The organism is candidate division WWE3 bacterium (assembly GCA_026396615.1).
Lineage (GTDB): Bacteria > Patescibacteriota > WWE3 > JAPLWK01 > JAPLWK01 > JAPLWK01.
Window position 1 is genome coordinate 22,252 of sequence record JAPLWK010000011.1, and the last position, 18,146, is coordinate 40,397.

Below are 18,146 nucleotides of genomic sequence, written 5' to 3' on the forward strand. Positions count from 1 at the left end.
TTCTTATTCGGCTTTGGAGGAACTGTGCTCAATGATGTTCTTGATGACAATGTAGAGCGACAAGGTAACCGGGAGAGATAGAAAGGCCCCAACGACACCAAACAAACGACCACCAATTAAAAGAGCCAAGAGGGTGACTAGCGGATTAAGTCCCACTGCCTTTTTCATAATTCGAGGAATTACCAAATTCCACTGGACTTGCTGGACCAGTAAATACAAACCGCCAACTGCGATGCCCATAATCGGAGAAATCGAAAAACCAACGATCACGGCTAAAATAAAGGAAACAGTGGAACCAATGAATGGCACGAGTTCCCCGAGGAAAGCAAAGACCGCTAGTGGCACCGCGAACTCGACGCGAAGCAGCATTAGGCCAAAGAAAGTGGTCAGACCCACAAAGCCCATGCCGATTAATTGCCCCCGTAACCAACCACCCAAGCGCTGCTCGATTTCTTGAATTGTTTCGTTTGCCACGTGTTGATAGCTGGAACGGGGTAGCAGCCCCACGAAGATTTTTTTAAGATGGTCAAAATCAACCAGAATATAAGCCGAGAAAACAACGACTGAAAGGACCGAAACAGCCCCCGAGAGAACATCAATGGTAAATTTGATTAGGCCACCGGAAACGTTTCCCAGTTGTTGAGTTAAAGTATTTCCAAAATTCTGAAGAGCCGTGCTTACGGAAATAGACTTAAAGACAGTTTCCAGAAGCTTTGGAAATTGGTTAATAAAGAGTTCAGTTTGGCTAATTATTGGAGTGAGTGAGACCGCTATTAATCCGCCAAGAACCACTACAACAAGAAGTAGTGTTAGCAAAACCGCCACTGACCTTTTGAACTTTTTAGTAACCAAGAAATCTACAAAGGGAGAAATCACTAAAGCGATCATTAGAGCCACAAAGAGAAGCGCTAAGATTTCTTTAATTTGAATGAGCAGAAAAGCAACAACGACGGCCAGCGCGGTAAAAACTATAGTTTTAGGTGTAATAACGATATTTCTATCCATCTAGATATGATTCTACTTTATTTGTAAGCTCCTCGTCAAAGGTTTTTTTGGTTGTGTCAAACCAAGTCACTCCCGGCATTTTGCGAAAATACGTTTCCTGGCGCCGAATATAATCATGGATTTGATATTTAATCAGCTGCGGCATTTCTGAAATGCTAACCTCATCGGCGAGATACGATTTCACAACTTTATAAATCAGGCCGTTTAATTGCGGTGTGTTACCATATCCTTGGTCAATTAATCTTTGTGTCTCTTCGACCAAACCGACTTTTAGCGCCTCATCTACCCAAGCGTCAGCTCGAGGATAAAGGATTTCGTGTGGAGCGGTGAAGCCGAGAATTAATGAATGCGATATGTCATTCCGGGCTTGACCCGGAATCCAGTTACTGGATTCTGAATCAAGTTCAGAATGACGATTTTTCTCATTTGACACTTCAATAGCTCTCTGCAAACGCCTCGGATTATTTTTATCAACTCGCCCCCACGCCGCCGGATCAATCTCTTTTAACTTCGTTGACAACTCAGCCACAGACAACTTATCGAGTTCTTCGCGTAACTTTATGTTCGGTGACACGTTTGCCACACTTTTTAGGCCAAGCAACGTCTCCACATAAAACCCGGTCCCACCAACAATAAAAGGCACTTTCGCTCGCTTCCAAACATCATCTATGGTCACCTCAGCTTTATTTTTAAAATCCAAGGCCGAAAAATATTCACCGGGATTAACCACGTCATACATCCAAACTCGTGTATCATTAAAATCCCAGTGACCACCGGCCTTAGTAACGTCGACACGATCGGCTGACAAGGGCAGCTTCCCCGTCCCAATGTCCATACCTTTGTATAACTGCCGAGAGTCGGCCGAAATAACTTCGCCGTTGAATTTTTTACACAACTCCAATGCCTTCGAGGTTTTGCCGGAGGAGGTGGGACCTACTAGAACAATAAATTTATTTGAACGCATAACAAGCCTATCATTCCGGCTCCAAAGCCGAAAAACTCAGTTAAAAAAGTTTCTAATTTGAAATTTGAAATTCGAAATCAAGATCAAATTTGAAAATTTAAATTTTAATACATTTCAAATTGAATTCAAATTGTAAATTTAAAATTTTAAATTAATACTTTAGATATTTTCTTAATTAAATCTAGTACCTCCTTATGCCTCTGTCTTTTTACTTTCGACGGCACATCATCCATCATCGTCTCAGCCGCCACCGTCCCTTTCCGCGGCGAGTACATGGCTACAAATATTTGTTTAAACCCAACCTCTTTAATTAAATCTAAAGTGTGGCCAAACTGCCCATCTGTTTCGCCCGGAAAACCCACGATAATATCCGTCCCAATTCGTATTTCCGGCACTGCTTTTTTAATCTTCACGACTAACTCTAAATATTCTTCGCGGGTATGACGGCGATTCATCTTTCTTAGAATCTCATCATCACCACTTTGCACCGGCAAATGCAAATAGCGATCAACTTTTGGAAGTTTTAAAACCGCAATCAAATCGTCTTCGAAATCGTAGGGATTCGACGATAAGAATGACACTTTAGTAATGCCTTTAATAGCATGAACTTTTTTTACAAGATACGAAAATCTTTCTGGCGGTGTAAAATCTTTACCCCAGGAATTTACATTTTGCCCAAGTAATATTATTTCTGTTTGACCGCTGGTAACCAACTTCTCAACTTCCTCGATGATGTCTGATAATGGTCTCGACTTTTCCGGCCCTCTGGCATAAGGCACAACACAGTAAGTACAAAAATTATCGCAACCTCGAGAAATCGAGACAAGACCTGTTGAATTTCGTTCAACTGACGCCACTCTATTTGACTTAACAATCGTCGGCAATTTTTCTACCGCTTCTTCAAACGTCCAAAAATAATCAACCCATGGCGCTTTCTTTTGCAAATACGACAATTCGTAACGCCTCCGCTGGCTTTTAGCGGCACCGGTGAGGCAGCCCATCAAAATAACCACCGGCTTTTTAGGCAAATCTTTAATTACTAATCCCCAGCCATAAACTGAATCTTCAGCCGCCTGCCGAATAGAACAGGAATTAATTATTAAAAAATCACTTTGGTGAATGTCGGAAGCTTCAGTAAGATCAAGACCTAAAAGCAAATCTGCGATCTTACCAGATTCGTAGGTGTTCATGGCGCAACCGTAGGTTTTAAGTAAGAAAGTCATCATGTAAACACTTCGCCCCAACTGTTGCCTCTGTACACAAGGCATAGTTGGGGTTAGCGTTCTTCGTCGGCCGACGAAGAAGATTCTAGAATCAACAAAATAAAATTAACTACGGACGGAATCCTTTAAACCCTTACCAGCTTTGAAGGCTGGGGTTTTGGAAGCGGCGATGTGAAGGGGTGCCCCGGTTTGCGGGTTACGACCCATTCGAGCAGCGCGCTGCCGAATTTCGAAGGTACCAAATCCGGTGATAGTGACTTTTTCACCTTTCTTCAGGGCAGCAGAAATGGTATCAACAACAGCTTCCATAGCGCGGGAAGCATCAGCCTTGGTTAGGCCGGCTTTCTCTGCCATCTTGGCTACTAATTCTAATTTTACCATTTGTAATCACCCCCTTTCAGTTAAAACATACTTTGCCAATAAATAAATTTTTAGATTAATTTGTCTACTCTTTTTATTCCGGTCGCTTTACCAGTCTTATCATTAATTTTAATCTCCACGCTACTAAAGATTGCTGGCCCGCAAGAATCCCAATCAAAACGCTGCCTACCCTGATTTACAAAACGATCAATAATAATTTCTTTTTTAACTCCCAGAACGCTGTTGTATGAACCACACATTCCAACGTCAGTCACGTAAGCGGTGCCCAAAGGCAAAATTCGAACGTCCGCAGTACCTACGTGAGTGTGTGTCCCAACAACGGCAGAAACCCGACCATCCAAAAACCAACCCATCGCCATTTTCTCGCTCGTCGCCTCGGCGTGAAAATCAACTAAAATTCCAGCTAACTTTTCACCCTCAAACTGCCGTAATAAATTATCAATGACTAAGAACGGGTTTCGTAAATCTGGATAATCTATAAAAGTGCTCCCCAGTAAATTACAAATTAAAAAGCGACCCTTTTTTCCAAGGTCAAAAATATAATATGACAATCCGGCTTCGCTGTCGGGAAAATTCGCGGGTCTAATAACTGGTAGGTTAACAATTTCATTTTTAAACTCCTCACGATAAAAAATATGATCGCCGGATGTTAAAACGTCTACGCCGCTATTTAAAAGCTCGGTGACGGTCTTTTGGCTTGCGCCGCGTCCGTGCGCCAAATTCTCACCATTAGCGATAACTATATTGATGCTATCACCTTTTTTTAGGGTTGGCAATATTTTGCTTACAGCCAAGCGCCCTAAAGATCCAACTACATCTCCTATAAAAAGAATTTTAATCATCTTTCAAATTTCTAATCTCTAATTTCTTAATCCAGCTTCCAAATTCTAACATCCAACTTCTGACCTTACTTAGCTACTTCGCTACTTCGTAATTCTCTAATAACGGTCACTTTAACAATACCTGGGTACACCTGTTCTTTCTCTATTTTACTGGCAATATCATGAGCCATTTTAGCCGCCCCGTTATCATTCACTTCTTCCGGCTTTACCATTACTCGCACTTCTCGCCCAGCGCTAATTGCGAAAGCCTTTTCGACCCCCGGAAAACTTAAAGCCGCTCCCTCAAGATCCCGCATCCTCTTTAAATACGCTCCGTAATCCTCAACTCTGGCGCCAGGCCTGGAACCACTCATGGCGTCGGAAATATAGCAGATGACCGATTCTAAAGAAGAAAATGGTTTATCTTCGTGATGCTCGGCAATACAAGCAATCACTTTTTCCGGCAATTTATATTTACGAGCCAAATCTACCCCTAAACCAACGTGGCTACCTTCTTCGTCAGTGACTACTTTTCCGATATCGTGAAGTAAACAACCGAGTTTAACAATGTTGACGTCAAGTCCCAATTCAGTCGCCAAATAAACGCCCATTTTAGTTTCCTCCAGTGTATGTTCAATCATATTTTGGCCGTATGAGAATCTAAATTTAAAGCGCCCCAGAGCCGTTACTAACTCAACTGGTAAATTATAAACCCCGATCCGATGACACAGGTCTTCGCCAGCTTCAAGCATTATTTTCTCAATTTCCTTTTGAGTTTTTAAAACTATTTCCTCGATCTTAGCCGGCTGAATGCGGCCATCGGCCATGAGCCTTTCGAGAGACAAGCGGGCCACTTCCCGACGCACCGGATCAAAACAGGAGATTCGCAGCTGCCCCGGCGTTTCATCAAGATCAATGTTAACGCCCGTTTGCTGCTCGAAGGCCTTAATATTGCGGCCTTCCCTGCCTATAATTCGACCTTTCATTTCCTCATCCGGTAGTTTAACAACGGAAGTGGTGTATTCGGCCACGTAATCGGTACTGGCGTGCTGCATTGCTTCCACTAAAATTTGCTGAGCTTTCGCTTTAGACTCCGTTCTAAAAGTGTCTTCTGATTCCCGAATCTTTCGACCCAATTCATCCGTAAGAGAGCTCTCCAAGGTAGATATGATATGACGACGAGCTTCTTCACGAGTGGTACCGGCCACACTTTCCAGTTTAGTGATTTGTTCTTGACGTAATCTTTCGATTTCCTCCAGTTTTTTATTAACACCACGCTGTGAAGAAATTAAATTTTGCTCTTTTTCTTCCAAGCCTTCCAACTTTTTAGTGATTTCCTCCTGTTTACCGGAAATCCTTTTTTCGTCTTCAAAAAGCTTTTGCCGGATTTTAGAAGCTTCCTCCTCAGCATTACGTTTGACTTTAAAAGCTTCTTCTTGTGCCGATAGCACGATGTCACGAGCATTAACCGACAAAGGAGCATTTGCAGATGGTTGGGGGGCACTTAATGGCTGGGTGGCTTGACCGGATTCTTTAGTGGCTAACTTTTTAGATAACAGTAAATAAATAATTACTGCCGATAACACGGCCGCGGCAATCATGGCCGCGATTAATAGGAGTGGCGTCATATGAGTTTTTCCTTTCAGGTAAATAGAACATAAATAAAATCAAACGATAATTATTAGTGATGTGATAGGCCCATTCTACGGCCTTCCGAGGACCTCGTCAACCACGCGGCGTACAGCTTCGTACTCGTAACCGCGGCGCAACAGGAAGCTGGTTAGTCGCTGGCGGCCGATTTTAGGGGCGAGTTTTGCGTAACGATGACCAATTTTAAGGGCCAGAGCGGCCAAACTGGCCTCTTCGGGAACCGCCCCACTTTCAACGATCGTTTTGGAAGCGTCAAATTTAATGCCTTTTTTCGCCAGCTCCTGTTGCAAACGACGTTTTGACCGAGTCGATCCGCGTGACTCGACCCACGATTTGGCAAAAGCAGTGTCATCAACTAATTTTAGTTCTTGCAATTTTGATAACGTTGATTCGATAGCCTCGTCTGGTTTTAAACCAACCCAAGCAGAGTGCCATTTTATATTCCGCCGAAACTTTTGCTGTAAATATGTTTTTATTTCCTGGCTACTGTGAGGACGAAGTTCAAGGTATTTAAGAGACCAGGTGTAAAATTTGGTTTCAAGCATAAATATTTGTCATTCCGGGCTTGACCCGGAATCCAGTAACGCGATAAATTTTTAATCAATAATTAATTAATTAATTTTTAAAAATTCATGTTTGATTGAAAATTAAAAATTGGTAATTAAAAATTCTAACTGGAGACCCTAGGAAACAACGCCCCTATAAACTTAATCTCGCCACTTAACCCAGTAACCAGTTTCTCTGACGTCCCAGGTATTATTGGCGAAATTAATATGGCAATTTCTAAAATCTTCGGAATCAGCGTCTTTAAATAGGTTTGACGTTTTTCCGCGTCTTCAATTTCCCACGGTTTCGCTTCCTGCAACTCCTTATTTACAACCGTCACTTTCGCCGCAATATCTTCAACCGCTTGCGAAAAGTGCAAAGTCTCTATAGCGGTCTTAAAAATCTGACTTGATTCAAGAGCAATGACATCTTTAAAAGTCGATACAACTTCATCATTCTTTAATTTGACTTGTTCCGCGAGTCTCGTAAACCGACTAAATAAATTTCCCAAATTATTAGCCAGGTCGGAATTATATTTCTGCGTAAAGCGAGAAAAACCAACGTCACTATCGTCATCTCTTGGAAAATAGGCAGCGATTAAAAAACGCGCGCCATCAACGCCGTATCTATCTATTAAGTCCTGTGGCGTTATGACGTTACCGAGTGACTTACTCATCTTTTGGCCGTCAACCATAAAATAACTATGAATAAAAACTTCTTTTGGTAGAGGAAGTTCTAGGGAGATAAGCATTGCTGTCCATAACACAGCGTGGAACCACGCGATGTCTTTGGCTATTGTATGATGCATATTTTCAAAAAAACCAGGCCGATCAAAAATTTTAGTAGCCGTATAGTAGTTAGGTAAGGCATCAAACCAAACATAGATGGTTTGTGAGTTGTCCCATGGAATCGGAATTCCCCACGGAACAACTTTGGCTTGCCTGGAAATACTTGTATCGGGAATATCTCCAAGTTTTAGTTTACTTAATATTTCGTTACGTTTCGAAATTGGATTAATTTCAAAATGATTTTTGTCGTTGGGATCTTCAATTGCTCTAATTAAGGTATCGACATATTTTGAGAGCTTAAAAAAATAGTTTTCCTCTTTTAATTTTTCCGGAACGCGATTATGAAGCGGGCATTTTCCATCTACGAGTTCGCTTTCGGTTACAAATTTTTCACAACCGACGCAATAAAGGCCTTCGTAGACTCCTTTGTAAATGTCGCCCTTATCATAGGTTTTCTGAGTTAATTCCTGAACAATCTTAATATGCTCGGGATTTGTTGTTCTAATAAAGGCATTAAAAGAAAGGTTAATTTTTAACCAGTTACTTTCAAACTTTGGCGCAATGAAGTCACAATAGTCTTTGGGAGACATTCCAGCTTTGGTTGCTGCTTCGGCCACTTTGGCCCCGTGCTCGTCAGTGCCGGTTAAAAAGAAGGTATCGTCACCCAGTAATCGGTGGTAACGGGCCAAGATATCAGCCGCGACAGTCGTGCAAGTATGCCCAATATGCGGCACGTCGTTAACGTAATATATAGGTGTAGTGACGTAATATTTTTTTAACATGTGTTAATTTTAACACTAACGACTAATTTATTCGGCTACGATGCCAAAAATAGAATTCGACGGCCACTAAAAATAAAATTACTAAAATAATATTTAGTTTCGTAGCCACGTTCCAAAATTTAAAACCTAGTGACAAAGTCAGAAATAGGGACAAGAGGATGCCCCGACGTAAGGCATTTCTGTAAATATACCGCGGCTCACTAAAAATACTTTTGTTAAGCGTCACCAATTTATAAATAACGACCGAAAAAGCCAGGCTAATTGTTATAAGCAAATCTACCAAAAAAATGATCTTGTTGGGAACTGTCGTTGGTGGAATTTTAAAAAAAATAAGAACTAAACTAATTAGGAATAATAAATTAATAGTGATAATGGTATATATAAATCGAGGCATATATTACTTAGTTAACGGTGAGGAGATCCAAGAGGTGTCAACAGCGGGAACATAAGCGGTAAAATCGCCATCACTGCCTCCGGTAGTTTTAAATAGGCCGCTAAAAATATAAATTGGTTGTAAGTAATTTTGTATTTTATCGTTGTCGTAATAGCCAAGTTCCACGGTCCGCACGGAAACTTGAGTGATATTTAAAGGCGAATAAGTGGCGTAAGCATCCTGCCCCCGTAGTTTTAAATAAACGTAACCGCCAACCCCGCTTTTTAGTTCCGAAAAAGCTTTATCCACAGATTTTAAAGGGTAAGTGCCCACTTTAGTAGTTTCCAGCGGCCATGAATTATAGGTAATAAGTGGATACGTCGCTTGGGGATTGCCACTAATTAAAACCCTAATCAGACCTTTTGAAGGGTCGGCGCCATAAATATTTAACTTATCGGCTTGTCGAAATAAACTAACATCGACTAACTGGGCTTCAGAAATGCTTCCGGCCTCCGCTAAATTACCGGTAACGATTTTAACTAAAGTGGTTTTTTGAGTTCCTGAAATATAATCGGTGGTTAAAAGTTGTTTATTTGTAAATAATCCCAAAGCGGAGTTAATGGCTTGGGCTTGAGTGGGCGAAGTGCCAGGCTCCAAATTTAGTGACAAGGTGGGGTTATCTGTCGCAATATTAAAATTACCGGTAACAATATTTATGTCAAACGTCCGGCTCCCCGGTACGTCATCAAAATGAAGTTCTGACGAGGAAACGCGAGTCGGTTCGTTATTAAAACTAAAGGAATGAGCAAGGGCCCGAGCCCTAGATTCGGAAAGTAAAGTCGCCGGAGCGTGTGGAATAGCAAAAACTTTGGCTTGAATTGGTAGGTTGGGAAACTTGCCTGTCGGCGTGTCGACGGTATAAGCAATACTTTCTACTCCTTCGACTTTAAGATGAGGCACGGTAATTGGTGGGAGTTTTCCAAAAATCGTGGTCACGGGCGGCGGGGCCGGCGGGTTAATATTAAGATACAAAGCCCGTACTAAAACAAAAAAGTATTTAAAAATAAAAAACCCAACCAAGAAAAAAACCATTATTACGGCCAGTCTTTTTACCAATATGGCGGTATCGGTCAGGTTCACCATTAGATTATAGCTGAATTTACGTTATAATAAACGAATTATTTATGGTTCGCACCCGCATCGCCCCCAGCCCCACCGGCGAATTTCACGTAGGGCACATTCGCACATTACTTTATAACTACGCCCTGGCTAAAAATGCCGGTGGCACTTTTGTGGTACGAATTGAAGATACGGATCGCGAGCGTTATGTGCCTGGCGCGGTTGAGAAGATTTTAGAAATTATTAAAGATTACGGTTTATCTTGGGACGAGGGACCAATTGTCGGCGGCCCTTACGCGCCATACGTACAATCAGAGCGACTTGATATTTACAAAAAATATTCTCTAGAATTAGTTGAAAAAGGCGCAGCTTACTACTGTTTTTGTACATCCGAAAGATTAGATGAGATGCGAGCTAAACAGCGAGAATTGGGGTACGCCGCGACGAGATACGACGGCCGTTGTCGTGATCTCTCTAATACAGAAGTGACGAAAAAGCTAGCAGCCAAAATGCCTTTCGTAATTCGACTTAAAGTTCCCAAGGATCAAAAGATTACTTTTCACGACGAGGTTCTAGGTGACATGTCTTTTGACAGCAACGAAATTGATGATCAAGTACTTTTAAAGTCTGACGGCTTTCCAACGTATCAACTGGCGGTGGTTATTGATGATCATTTGATGAATATTACGCATGTAATGCGCGGCATCGACTGGTTGCCATCCACCCCTAAGCACGTTTTACTTTACCAGGCTTTTGGTTGGGAATTCCCGAAGCATATTCATTTACCAAACTTAAAAGAGGTCGGTGAAAATAAAAAACTTTCTAAACGACATGGGTCTGTAGCAGCTTTAGAATTTTTGCAAGAAGGCTATTTGCCGGAGGCAATTTTAAACTTTTTGATGCTACTGGGCTGGTCCCCCAAAGTCGAAAAAGAAATTATGACAGTACCGGAATTTGTAGCCGAATTTGCGATTGATCGCATTCACCAAACGGACCTGGTTGCTTTCGACCGCCAAAAACTGCTCTGGCTTAATGGCGCTTACATTAGAAACATGGCTGTTGCAGAACTGTATGACCGGCTGACCCGGTGGTCCCAGAAGTTTGGAGTTAATATTAATACGACAGGGTTTGACCGAATCTATATTGAGAAAGTTTTGACATTAACGCAAGACCGATTAAAATTACTAAGTGATTTTCCAATTCTAAGTAATTATTTCTTTACCGAACCTAATATAGATGTAGATCTATTAGTTAAGCAGTCCAAAGACGTCGCCAAATGCCAAGAAATAATTATAAAATTTATAACAGCTGTAGCAAATATCCCCAACTGGACCAAGGAAAATCTAGAAGTCGTGGGGCACCAAGTGCTACTTGATAATAATTACAAACCCAAAGAAGCCTTTATGACAATTCGCATCACCGTTTGCGGTGTTGAGGCAACTCCACCACTTTTTGATACACTGGAAGTACTTGGAAAAGACGTTGTTTTAAAACGTCTGGAGAAGGCCCTAAATGACTGCCCCGCTAAAACCTAAAAAATTCTTAAATACACCTGTCAAAGTGACAACTTCACCCAATCTCTGCGAAATAAAGAGTAAGTTGACCATTCACAAGCAAGCGGCCTACGAATCAATTAAGGATAAATTAAGTCCACAAGCTTTTTTGGCTCTTCAAAGCAGTCAAGCCAGAAATTTAATTGGCAGCACTCTTTCCGGCCTATTATTGTTGACCGCTGCCGTCCCTTCGTTACAACTTCCTCCGGCTAATCGCCTCTTACCAAAGACTGTTATGATCGCATCTAGTACCCCCAAAATATTAATTACTGAAGATTTGTCGACCATGTTGCCGCCAATTGGAGAAGTGGTTGACTCGTCTGCTGCCCAAAAACTCAGCAACTGGGCATCTCTCGTTTACGGTGTAATCGCAACAGCCAATCTTGATAACCAGACATTACCTAATATTTACGGTTTAATGGGCGGCGAACAGCATTTACTGCGTTATCCGGGTGACGTCACGGAAGCTCATATGAGGGACGCCGAGGACTACGGCATGTACTTTGGCAGTGGTACGGCGCCTTTAACGGGTGCCTGGGGCTACTTTGCCTCGTCATCAAGTAAATTAACTGAAGATTTAGCTCAAAAAGAACGCTACTACGTGGCGGTAGAAACTTTTTTAATTCCTAACTGGAACAGTGACTGGGCCAAACTTAAAGAATGGTATAAATACCGAAAAGTAGCAGTGATTAATACTGTTACTAAACAAGATCGTGTGGCGGTAGTTGGCGATAGTGGGCCTAGCCCCTGGACTGGTAAAATCTTTGGTGGTAGCCCCGAGGTAATGGAAGCGACGGGATTAGGGGCGGGACCCAGGAAGGGCCCAGTAGTAATTTTATTTGTAAATGATCCTACGGATGTAGTACCATTGGGGCCGTTACCTTTTGCTAATATAAGCCAGTATGTCTAAAAAAGTATTTTTTTCGGAAATAATCGAATATGAAGAATTTATTCTCTTTTTTAAGGGTGAGAAGCTGGCCGAAATCGAGATAACTCAGGTAATTGCCGAACTGGAGGAAACTTTACACGCCAAAACCTTAGAATTTATTTTAGAAGAACTACCCCAAGAGCATCATGAGGAATTTTTAACGTTGTTTTTAGGCCAGCCCGAAGATGTAAGTCATTGGGACCGGCTAATTCTTAAAAAACCAGATATTAAAGAAAAAGTAACCACTAAAGTCCACCACTTTAAAAAAGAACTGCTCACAGACTTAAAAAAATGATAATTTTCGATGGTAAAGCACTAGCTTCGCAAATAGAATTAGATATAAAAAACAAATTTACCTCGCCGAAGCAAGTTTCGCCGGAGCGAAGCGGCGGCGAACGCAGCGTAGGCGGGCTTAATCTCGTTATTCTAGCCACCACCACCGACGAAGCCAGCAACACTTACGTGCGTATGAAACAACGCCTGGGGGAGCGGCTGGGAGTTACCGTCCAAAAAGTAACGGTGACTGCCGAAACTTTATCCGATGAACTTAAAAAGTACGCTGCCATGACCGAGGTGACTGGCCTTATGGTCCAGCTCCCTATCCCCAGTCTTGATAAAAAATCACTTAATAATGTACTGTCACTAATACCTCTTACTAAAGATGTCGATGGCTTAAATCCCCAAAACTTAGCCTTAATTAAAACAGGCCAACAAACTTTTTTACCGGCTACAGTGTTAGCGGTGGAAAGAATTATCGCAGCAGCACCTTTAGAATTTAAACTGGGCTTAACCACGGCCGCTGTGGTGGGGGCCAACGGTATGGTGGGTGGGCCACTTAGCGATCGGCTAGAATATTTGGGTTTTAAAGTGGGTAGGTTCGACATTGGGGAAACATTGACGGAGCTGCGAGACTTTGACGTGGTGGTCAGCTGCACCGGCAGCCCTAAACTAATTACATCCGAGTTGATCAAACCAGGCGCTATCGTTATCGACGTTGGCTACCCTCAAGGTGATGTTGACTTTGAGAATGTTAAAAATAAAACCAGTTTTATTACCCCCGTCCCCGGCGGCGTCGGCCCCGTCACCGTAGCTTCTCTCATGGAAAACCTAGTCCAACTATGTCATTCCGGGCCCCGAAGGGGAGCCTTTGGCTCTTGACCCGGAATCCAGTAAACGATTGAAAAACTCAATAGAAACAAAAAAGCCCCACTAATTTATACCAGTGTATAAACTACCAGGGGCTGCGATGTTAACCATGATGTGTCTGACCTTTTTCTAACGAAACTAACCTATCTAAACTAATCTTTTTACTTATAGAAATTTACGAAATCGAAACGGAGAAAAATGTACGCCAGGGATCGATCTTTTTCGCTTCAACATCTACAAGAATTTTTCCTAAATCCTCGCATGTCAAGCAACAAGATCTACTTTCTTTTTCCCCGGTACTTAAATTAGCGCTAGTTGGGATTTCCCAGCCGTCTTCGTAACTCCCAAAGTAGCTATTATTTTTCCCTGATTTAACACCATCTACTACTTTAGCCAGAGTAACCCTGATCCAAGATAATTTTACTTTCATCTCGAATACATGGAAAAGAGGATTTATAAAGATGTGATAATCTCCAATTTCTAAATCCACATCTAAAGCCTGAATCTCATATAAATCTGAGATTCCATCTAGCTGTCTGGCATCCGGTTCAAAAACAACTGTTGTCGCGTTCCAGGTCTTCATTTAAGACCCTCCTAAAAAGTAGTCAAGAAAGCTCGTGGAGCTTGCATTCGACTCCAGTGCAACCTTGCGTAGGTTCGCAAACGAAGTGCAACATTAGGTAAAATCACCAGGTTAAGGAGGTGATTAAATGCCTAGTTATGAACATCTAAATATTGAGGAACGAGAACGTCTTTTTGGTTGGCGGGAATCAGGAGTTTCTCTTCAAGAAATTGGAAGAAGACTTGGTAGAAATGTTTCGACTGTCTCTCGCGAACTGGAAAGGAACACATACTTTGGTAGGCAGTATCTCCCCTGTTTAGCTCAAAGAAGAGCTGAGAGGGTGGGACTAAAGCAACGTTACCAAGCGCCTTTAAAGAACCCAGAGGTGTTTCTGTATGTTCGAGAACACTTACGGCTACCACACCTGTGGTCACCGGAAGCAATTGCCGGAAGGATTGGAATTGACATTAAAGGAGCGAGAATCAATCAAGAGACCATCTATCGGTACATCTACGGGAGGAGAGGTAAGAAGTATAAATTGTGGCAATATTTGGAGTGTGGTCGGAAGAAACGGATGAAAAAAGATGGCCGCAGAGTCCACAATAAAGGCAAGGTGCCAAACGCCATATCGATTGATCTACGGCCCAAAGCGGTTAATAACAGAAAGGTCGTCGGTTACTGGGAGACAGATAACATTGAAGGTCCAAGGAAGTCAAAATCAGCTCTCTCCGTCATCTCTGAAAGATCGGTAAGAAGGGTGTTAATTAGTAAAATAGCTAATCAAACCGCAGTGGTTAAAACAGCCTCATTAGTACAAAGAATGAAGATTTATCCGCAGGCTCTTTTGGGGTCAATTACTCAAGATAACGGTCAGGAGAACTATTGCCACCAGGAAACTGGTAAGGCTTTAGGAACGACTATGTACTTCTGTAACGCCTATCACAGTTGGGAGAAAGGTGGTGTCGAAAATCGTAATAAAGCCATCCGAAGATTCTTTCCCAAGGGAACGGATTTCGATCTAGTGTCAGATGAGGAAGTAGCGGTAGTAGAGTATATTATCAACAGTCGACCAATGAAGTGCTTGAACTATTTGAAACCCTACGAGAAAATGCAACAGTTGGTGAGTAAGTTAGGATCAACTTAACGACCAAGTGTTGCACTTCCGCTGCGAATGTACCTGTGAGGTTGCAATTCAAATAAAACGTAGAGGCGATTCACGAATCGCCCTTAATCCACAAAAACAAAAAACGGCGAGGTCTGTAGTTTCTCCTTGCGGATACTTGCTACATACTTCGCCGTTTCGCTAACCTAGAACCATATAGGCCCCCTGCTGCCCCAAGAAATCGGAAGGTGAGTGGTACTGCAACCGTATTGGCCGCGGCGCTGCTTCTTCCAAATTGCTACAGAGCTTGTGGTTATTGGCAAGTTGATGACAATCAGGCGTATTTGGCTGTCCTTCACGAACCGAACCAACGCCACTTCGACATCAGCTTGTTTACCAGCGTCTACTATAATCGTCTGCTCTTCCTCGAAAATAGGAAGAATCTCTGACGATTTACCGTAGGCATAGTAAGCGCCAATACTCCGGTCGAGCCTGAGAGTAACGTTTCCAAAGCTGATCTTTGGACGATACGTTACCTCGTGCTTTCCGCCCCAAAGTCCGAACAGGTAGAACAGGACCGCTTCACGCCATTTCGTCTCTGGGAAGCAAGTCAGCCCACTTACCTGTAAGTCCTTGTATTCGTTCTCTGCCATGTCGTTCTCCTTCCCTTATGGGGAAAGTACTTCTTAGTACCACACTCCTGGTCCTCCCAGCAGGTGAACTATGAAGATTACTACATTTCTGCAGCAACAAGCGAAGGGCTATCTAATTAACCTTCTGATTGTTACTGCGGAAATATATTGATTTAGGGGACTATTTGGATATTCGATTCGATTTGTGCCACTATTATAACACTACAGGGTATATTTGTCGAGAGGGTACGTATCGATTTGAGTTACTGGATTCCCTGCCAGTTGGCGGGCAGGCGGCTCTAGGGCCGGAATGACTTGTCTTTAACGCTTGGAGTATTGCGGAGCTTTGCGAGCCTTGTGCATGTAGTATTTTTTGGGCTCTACTTCGCGAGAGTCACGGCGTAACAAATTATTCTTCCTAAGAATAGTTTCAAAAGAAGCATCAAAGGCCGACAAGGCTCTGGAAATACCTAAAGTGATAGCCTCAAGTTGGCTGTTACGGCCACCACCAGAAACTTTAATGGAACCAGCAAATTTAGCATGTGGGTGAGAAATACCTACTAAATGGAAGGGCTTAAGCCAAGCTTGCTTCTCATCTTCAGTCACCATTACTTCCGTAATTAACTTGTCATTAATAGTGTATTCCCCTTTTCCCGGGGTTAACCATACCCGAGCCACGGCGCTTTTACGCCGGCCGGTCCCACTATAAAATTTTTCTTTTGGTTTATTTTCTGCCATTTTTAGATCCACAAAAAATCTTTAAATATTTAATTCTGTCATTTCGTAATTTGTTCTTTGGTAACATCCCAAGCACCGCTTGTCGAATCACTTCCGCCGGATCGCGTTTTAATAATCTTTCCAAAGATTCTTCTTTAAGACCTTTGGGAAAGCCGCTGTGACGCACATAAATCTTATTAATTAATTTATTGCCGGTAATCTGAACTTTAGAAGCGTTGATAACGGTGACCACATCAGAATTGACTAGATGTGACGCATTTAAGACCTTACCTTTGCCAAGAAGATACCGAGCCGCTTCCGAGGCAATCCGCCCCAAAGTATTAGTACTGGCGTCAATAGTAACGTTATTACGAATTATTTCTTTTGAGCTTAAAGTTCTAGTTTCCATAAAATTATTCTGCTTTCACTTCCGCCACCTCTTCGACGACTTCTGACTTATTCTCTGTGACTTTTGCCTTTTTCGGGGCCGTTTTTACAATAGTCTTCTTAACTTTCATATCTTCCTTAACAACCTTCTCCTTCTCAACTACATCATAAATAAAATCGACTTTAACCATCGGTGCTTTGTCTCCAACGCGAATACCAACTTTAGTTAATGATAAATAGCCGCTATTCCGAGCCGTCAGTTTAGCAGATGTATCAATAATTTTCTTGGCCAAATCTTTATTACCGGTTTCGGTAATTAAGCGACGCAGGGCGGTAAGACCACCAATTTTAGCGATAGTTACCAGATGATCCGCGTGACTTCGCAACCATTTAGCCTTTGCTTCAGTGGTCGTAATCCCATCTTCCAGGAACAAGGAACGCACCAAATTCCGAAGCAGTGAATTTCGATGGTCCCGATCGCGATTAAATTTTACTCGCTTTACTCTGTGACGCATAAATTATTAACGTAAACCTTCGCTTTTAAGCACGTCGGTAATTTCTTGGACTGATTTTTCGCCTAAGTTTTTGATTTTTAAAATTTTCTCATCTGGCAAGGCCCCTAAATCAGCCAAGGTTTTAAGATCAGCCCGTTTTAAGGCGTTAATCGTCCGAGTTGGCAGATTCAGTTCATCGAGTAGCACATCCGCGGCGGAAACAGTGCGGCCTCGAGCTTTCTTGGGAGCGGCTTCGGAAGCAACATTGGCGACCTCTTCAACCATGGAATCTTTACCGGAAGCAAGGCGCTCAAAAAATACTTGTAAAGTATTAGAGGCCGACATTAAAGCCGCTCTTGGTGAAATAGCACCGTTAGTGGTAATTTCTAAAATTAAACGGTCAAAATCGGATTTCTGGCCAATCCGGGCCGGCTCAATCTTATAGGTAACCAAAACGACCGGGGAAAAGAGACTATCGACTGCAATGACGCCGATTTTATTGCTTTCGTGATCCTCGGCAGTGGCGTAACCAATGCCTTTTTCAATCACTAACTCCGCTTCCAAATGAGCGCTTTTACTACCTAAAGTGGCGATGATCTGATCTTTATTAATCACTTCCAAGCCTTCGGGAAGATCTAAATCGGCTGCGGTAACAGTGGTTAAGCCCTTGGCATCTAAAGTAACCACAACCGGGTCAGTGCCTTCGTAATTAAAATGAATTGACTTCAAATTTAAAAGAATGTCGATAACATCCTCTTTAACCCCTGGAATATTGGTAAATTGATGAGTCACACCGGCAAATTTAATGGTGGTAATAGCGGCACCGGGAATGCTGCTCAGCAACATGCGGCGCAAACTGGTTCCTAAAGTATGACCAAATCCCGCCGGAAGTGGTTCTAAAGCGAATTTTCCATAAGTGGCGTTTTCCACTTCGGCTTTAATTTTGGCATCGCTTGGTTGAAGCATAAATTTA

21 protein-coding genes are annotated in these 18,146 nt (G+C 42.4%); 5 read left to right on the forward strand and 16 right to left on the reverse strand.

Annotated elements, in window-relative coordinates; genetic code table 11:
• Nucleotides 1-3: 3 nt before the first annotated feature.
• The 10 genes from NT141_04165 to NT141_04210 form a co-directional block, all read right to left on the reverse strand.
• The gene (locus tag NT141_04165; GenBank protein MCX6784224.1) at nucleotides 4-1,005 is read right to left on the reverse strand and encodes an AI-2E family transporter; all 1,002 of its coding nucleotides are present in this window, start codon (nucleotides 1,003-1,005) and stop codon (nucleotides 4-6) included.
• Entirely contained in the window at nucleotides 998-1,969 is a 972-nt protein-coding gene (gene miaA, locus NT141_04170) for a tRNA (adenosine(37)-N6)-dimethylallyltransferase MiaA (GenBank protein ID MCX6784225.1), read from the reverse strand. The genes NT141_04165 and miaA overlap by 8 nt, the downstream gene beginning before the upstream one ends.
• 146 nt (nucleotides 1,970-2,115) lie before the next feature.
• Nucleotides 2,116-3,195: a MiaB/RimO family radical SAM methylthiotransferase gene (locus NT141_04175; protein ID MCX6784226.1), complete on the reverse strand. Its 1,080-nt coding sequence runs from the start codon at nucleotides 3,193-3,195 to the stop codon at nucleotides 2,116-2,118.
• 102 nt (nucleotides 3,196-3,297) lie between these two features.
• Nucleotides 3,298-3,573 (reverse strand): HU family DNA-binding protein, encoded by a 276-nt coding sequence (locus NT141_04180; GenBank protein MCX6784227.1) that lies wholly within the window; start codon nucleotides 3,571-3,573, stop codon nucleotides 3,298-3,300.
• Nucleotides 3,574-3,623: 50 nt separating this feature from the next.
• On the reverse strand, nucleotides 3,624-4,415 hold the full coding sequence (locus tag NT141_04185) for a TIGR00282 family metallophosphoesterase (GenBank protein ID MCX6784228.1): 792 nt from the start codon (nucleotides 4,413-4,415) through the stop codon (nucleotides 3,624-3,626).
• A gap of 65 nt (nucleotides 4,416-4,480) precedes the next feature.
• Nucleotides 4,481-6,022: a ribonuclease Y gene (gene rny / locus NT141_04190; GenBank protein MCX6784229.1), complete on the reverse strand. Its 1,542-nt coding sequence runs from the start codon at nucleotides 6,020-6,022 to the stop codon at nucleotides 4,481-4,483.
• A 75-nt stretch (nucleotides 6,023-6,097) separates the two neighbouring features.
• Entirely contained in the window at nucleotides 6,098-6,589 is a 492-nt protein-coding gene (locus NT141_04195; GenBank protein ID MCX6784230.1) for a regulatory protein RecX, read from the reverse strand.
• Nucleotides 6,590-6,714: 125 nt separating this feature from the next.
• Nucleotides 6,715-8,160, reverse strand: coding sequence for a methionine--tRNA ligase (metG, locus tag NT141_04200; GenBank protein MCX6784231.1), 1,446 nt, complete (start codon nucleotides 8,158-8,160; stop codon nucleotides 6,715-6,717).
• Between the two features lie 22 nt (nucleotides 8,161-8,182).
• Nucleotides 8,183-8,554 (reverse strand): hypothetical protein, encoded by a 372-nt coding sequence (locus NT141_04205; GenBank protein MCX6784232.1) that lies wholly within the window; start codon nucleotides 8,552-8,554, stop codon nucleotides 8,183-8,185.
• Nucleotides 8,555-8,557: 3 nt separating this feature from the next.
• Nucleotides 8,558-9,673: a hypothetical protein gene (locus tag NT141_04210; protein MCX6784233.1), complete on the reverse strand. Its 1,116-nt coding sequence runs from the start codon at nucleotides 9,671-9,673 to the stop codon at nucleotides 8,558-8,560.
• A 44-nt stretch (nucleotides 9,674-9,717) separates the two neighbouring features.
• Here NT141_04210 and gltX point away from each other — a divergent pair, with 44 nt between their 5' ends.
• Genes gltX through NT141_04230 form a run of 4 tightly spaced genes read left to right on the forward strand, consistent with a single transcriptional unit; the run spans nucleotide 9,718 to nucleotide 13,291 of the window.
• Nucleotides 9,718-11,187 carry a glutamate--tRNA ligase gene (gltX, locus tag NT141_04215; GenBank protein ID MCX6784234.1) on the forward strand — a complete coding sequence of 490 codons (1,470 nt, stop codon included), beginning with the start codon at nucleotides 9,718-9,720 and terminating at the stop codon, nucleotides 11,185-11,187.
• Nucleotides 11,165-12,115, forward strand: coding sequence for a hypothetical protein (locus NT141_04220; GenBank protein ID MCX6784235.1), 951 nt, complete (start codon nucleotides 11,165-11,167; stop codon nucleotides 12,113-12,115). The genes gltX and NT141_04220 overlap by 23 nt, the downstream gene beginning before the upstream one ends.
• Nucleotides 12,108-12,428 carry a hypothetical protein gene (locus NT141_04225; protein ID MCX6784236.1) on the forward strand — a complete coding sequence of 107 codons (321 nt, stop codon included), beginning with the start codon at nucleotides 12,108-12,110 and terminating at the stop codon, nucleotides 12,426-12,428. Before NT141_04220 ends, NT141_04225 begins: the two co-directional genes overlap by 8 nt.
• The gene (locus NT141_04230) at nucleotides 12,425-13,291 is read left to right on the forward strand and encodes a bifunctional 5,10-methylenetetrahydrofolate dehydrogenase/5,10-methenyltetrahydrofolate cyclohydrolase (GenBank protein ID MCX6784237.1); all 867 of its coding nucleotides are present in this window, start codon (nucleotides 12,425-12,427) and stop codon (nucleotides 13,289-13,291) included. The genes NT141_04225 and NT141_04230 overlap by 4 nt, the downstream gene beginning before the upstream one ends.
• Before the next feature lie 163 nt (nucleotides 13,292-13,454).
• On the opposite strand, the gene NT141_04235 is transcribed toward NT141_04230, so the two are convergent.
• Complete coding sequence (locus NT141_04235) at nucleotides 13,455-13,862, reverse strand: hypothetical protein (protein MCX6784238.1); 408 nt, start codon at nucleotides 13,860-13,862, stop codon at nucleotides 13,455-13,457.
• Between the two features lie 127 nt (nucleotides 13,863-13,989).
• Here NT141_04235 and NT141_04240 point away from each other — a divergent pair, with 127 nt between their 5' ends.
• Nucleotides 13,990-14,985 (forward strand): IS30 family transposase, encoded by a 996-nt coding sequence (locus NT141_04240; GenBank protein ID MCX6784239.1) that lies wholly within the window; start codon nucleotides 13,990-13,992, stop codon nucleotides 14,983-14,985.
• A gap of 164 nt (nucleotides 14,986-15,149) precedes the next feature.
• Here the strand turns inward: NT141_04240 and NT141_04245 are convergent, their stop codons facing one another.
• The 5 genes from NT141_04245 to NT141_04265 form a co-directional block, all read right to left on the reverse strand.
• Nucleotides 15,150-15,596: a hypothetical protein gene (locus tag NT141_04245; protein ID MCX6784240.1), complete on the reverse strand. Its 447-nt coding sequence runs from the start codon at nucleotides 15,594-15,596 to the stop codon at nucleotides 15,150-15,152.
• 300 nt (nucleotides 15,597-15,896) lie between these two features.
• A complete protein-coding gene (gene rpsI / locus NT141_04250; GenBank protein ID MCX6784241.1) occupies nucleotides 15,897-16,313 on the reverse strand; it encodes a 30S ribosomal protein S9 in 417 nt (138 codons plus the stop codon).
• Complete coding sequence (rplM, locus tag NT141_04255; GenBank protein ID MCX6784242.1) at nucleotides 16,300-16,701, reverse strand: 50S ribosomal protein L13; 402 nt, start codon at nucleotides 16,699-16,701, stop codon at nucleotides 16,300-16,302. The genes rpsI and rplM overlap by 14 nt, the downstream gene beginning before the upstream one ends.
• Nucleotides 16,702-16,705: 4 nt before the next feature.
• Nucleotides 16,706-17,194 (reverse strand): 50S ribosomal protein L17, encoded by a 489-nt coding sequence (rplQ, locus tag NT141_04260; protein MCX6784243.1) that lies wholly within the window; start codon nucleotides 17,192-17,194, stop codon nucleotides 16,706-16,708.
• A gap of 6 nt (nucleotides 17,195-17,200) precedes the next feature.
• Nucleotides 17,201-18,139 (reverse strand): DNA-directed RNA polymerase subunit alpha, encoded by a 939-nt coding sequence (locus NT141_04265; GenBank protein ID MCX6784244.1) that lies wholly within the window; start codon nucleotides 18,137-18,139, stop codon nucleotides 17,201-17,203.
• Nucleotides 18,140-18,146 lie beyond the last annotated feature (7 nt).

What these genes read in the sequence shown, in the direction of transcription:
- NT141_04165 (MCX6784224.1), bottom strand. Translation starts at nt 1,005, where the DNA reads ATGGATAGAAATATCGTTATTACACCTAAAACTATAGTTTTTACCGCG.
- miaA (MCX6784225.1), bottom strand. Translation starts at nt 1,969, where the DNA reads ATGCGTTCAAATAAATTTATTGTTCTAGTAGGTCCCACCTCCTCCGGC.
- NT141_04175 (MCX6784226.1), bottom strand. Translation starts at nt 3,195, where the DNA reads ATGATGACTTTCTTACTTAAAACCTACGGTTGCGCCATGAACACCTAC.
- NT141_04180 (MCX6784227.1), bottom strand. Translation starts at nt 3,573, where the DNA reads ATGGTAAAATTAGAATTAGTAGCCAAGATGGCAGAGAAAGCCGGCCTA.
- NT141_04185 (MCX6784228.1), bottom strand. Translation starts at nt 4,415, where the DNA reads ATGATTAAAATTCTTTTTATAGGAGATGTAGTTGGATCTTTAGGGCGC.
- rny (MCX6784229.1), bottom strand. Translation starts at nt 6,022, where the DNA reads ATGACGCCACTCCTATTAATCGCGGCCATGATTGCCGCGGCCGTGTTA.
- NT141_04195 (MCX6784230.1), bottom strand. Translation starts at nt 6,589, where the DNA reads ATGCTTGAAACCAAATTTTACACCTGGTCTCTTAAATACCTTGAACTT.
- metG (MCX6784231.1), bottom strand. Translation starts at nt 8,160, where the DNA reads ATGTTAAAAAAATATTACGTCACTACACCTATATATTACGTTAACGAC.
- NT141_04205 (MCX6784232.1), bottom strand. Translation starts at nt 8,554, where the DNA reads ATGCCTCGATTTATATATACCATTATCACTATTAATTTATTATTCCTA.
- gltX (MCX6784234.1), top strand. Translation starts at nt 9,718, where the DNA reads ATGGTTCGCACCCGCATCGCCCCCAGCCCCACCGGCGAATTTCACGTA.
- NT141_04220 (MCX6784235.1), top strand. Translation starts at nt 11,165, where the DNA reads ATGACTGCCCCGCTAAAACCTAAAAAATTCTTAAATACACCTGTCAAA.
- NT141_04225 (MCX6784236.1), top strand. Translation starts at nt 12,108, where the DNA reads ATGTCTAAAAAAGTATTTTTTTCGGAAATAATCGAATATGAAGAATTT.
- NT141_04230 (MCX6784237.1), top strand. Translation starts at nt 12,425, where the DNA reads ATGATAATTTTCGATGGTAAAGCACTAGCTTCGCAAATAGAATTAGAT.
- NT141_04235 (MCX6784238.1), bottom strand. Translation starts at nt 13,862, where the DNA reads ATGAAGACCTGGAACGCGACAACAGTTGTTTTTGAACCGGATGCCAGA.
- NT141_04240 (MCX6784239.1), top strand. Translation starts at nt 13,990, where the DNA reads ATGCCTAGTTATGAACATCTAAATATTGAGGAACGAGAACGTCTTTTT.
- NT141_04245 (MCX6784240.1), bottom strand. Translation starts at nt 15,596, where the DNA reads ATGGCAGAGAACGAATACAAGGACTTACAGGTAAGTGGGCTGACTTGC.
- rpsI (MCX6784241.1), bottom strand. Translation starts at nt 16,313, where the DNA reads ATGGCAGAAAATAAACCAAAAGAAAAATTTTATAGTGGGACCGGCCGG.
- rplM (MCX6784242.1), bottom strand. Translation starts at nt 16,701, where the DNA reads ATGGAAACTAGAACTTTAAGCTCAAAAGAAATAATTCGTAATAACGTT.
- rplQ (MCX6784243.1), bottom strand. Translation starts at nt 17,194, where the DNA reads ATGCGTCACAGAGTAAAGCGAGTAAAATTTAATCGCGATCGGGACCAT.
- NT141_04265 (MCX6784244.1), bottom strand. Translation starts at nt 18,139, where the DNA reads ATGCTTCAACCAAGCGATGCCAAAATTAAAGCCGAAGTGGAAAACGCC.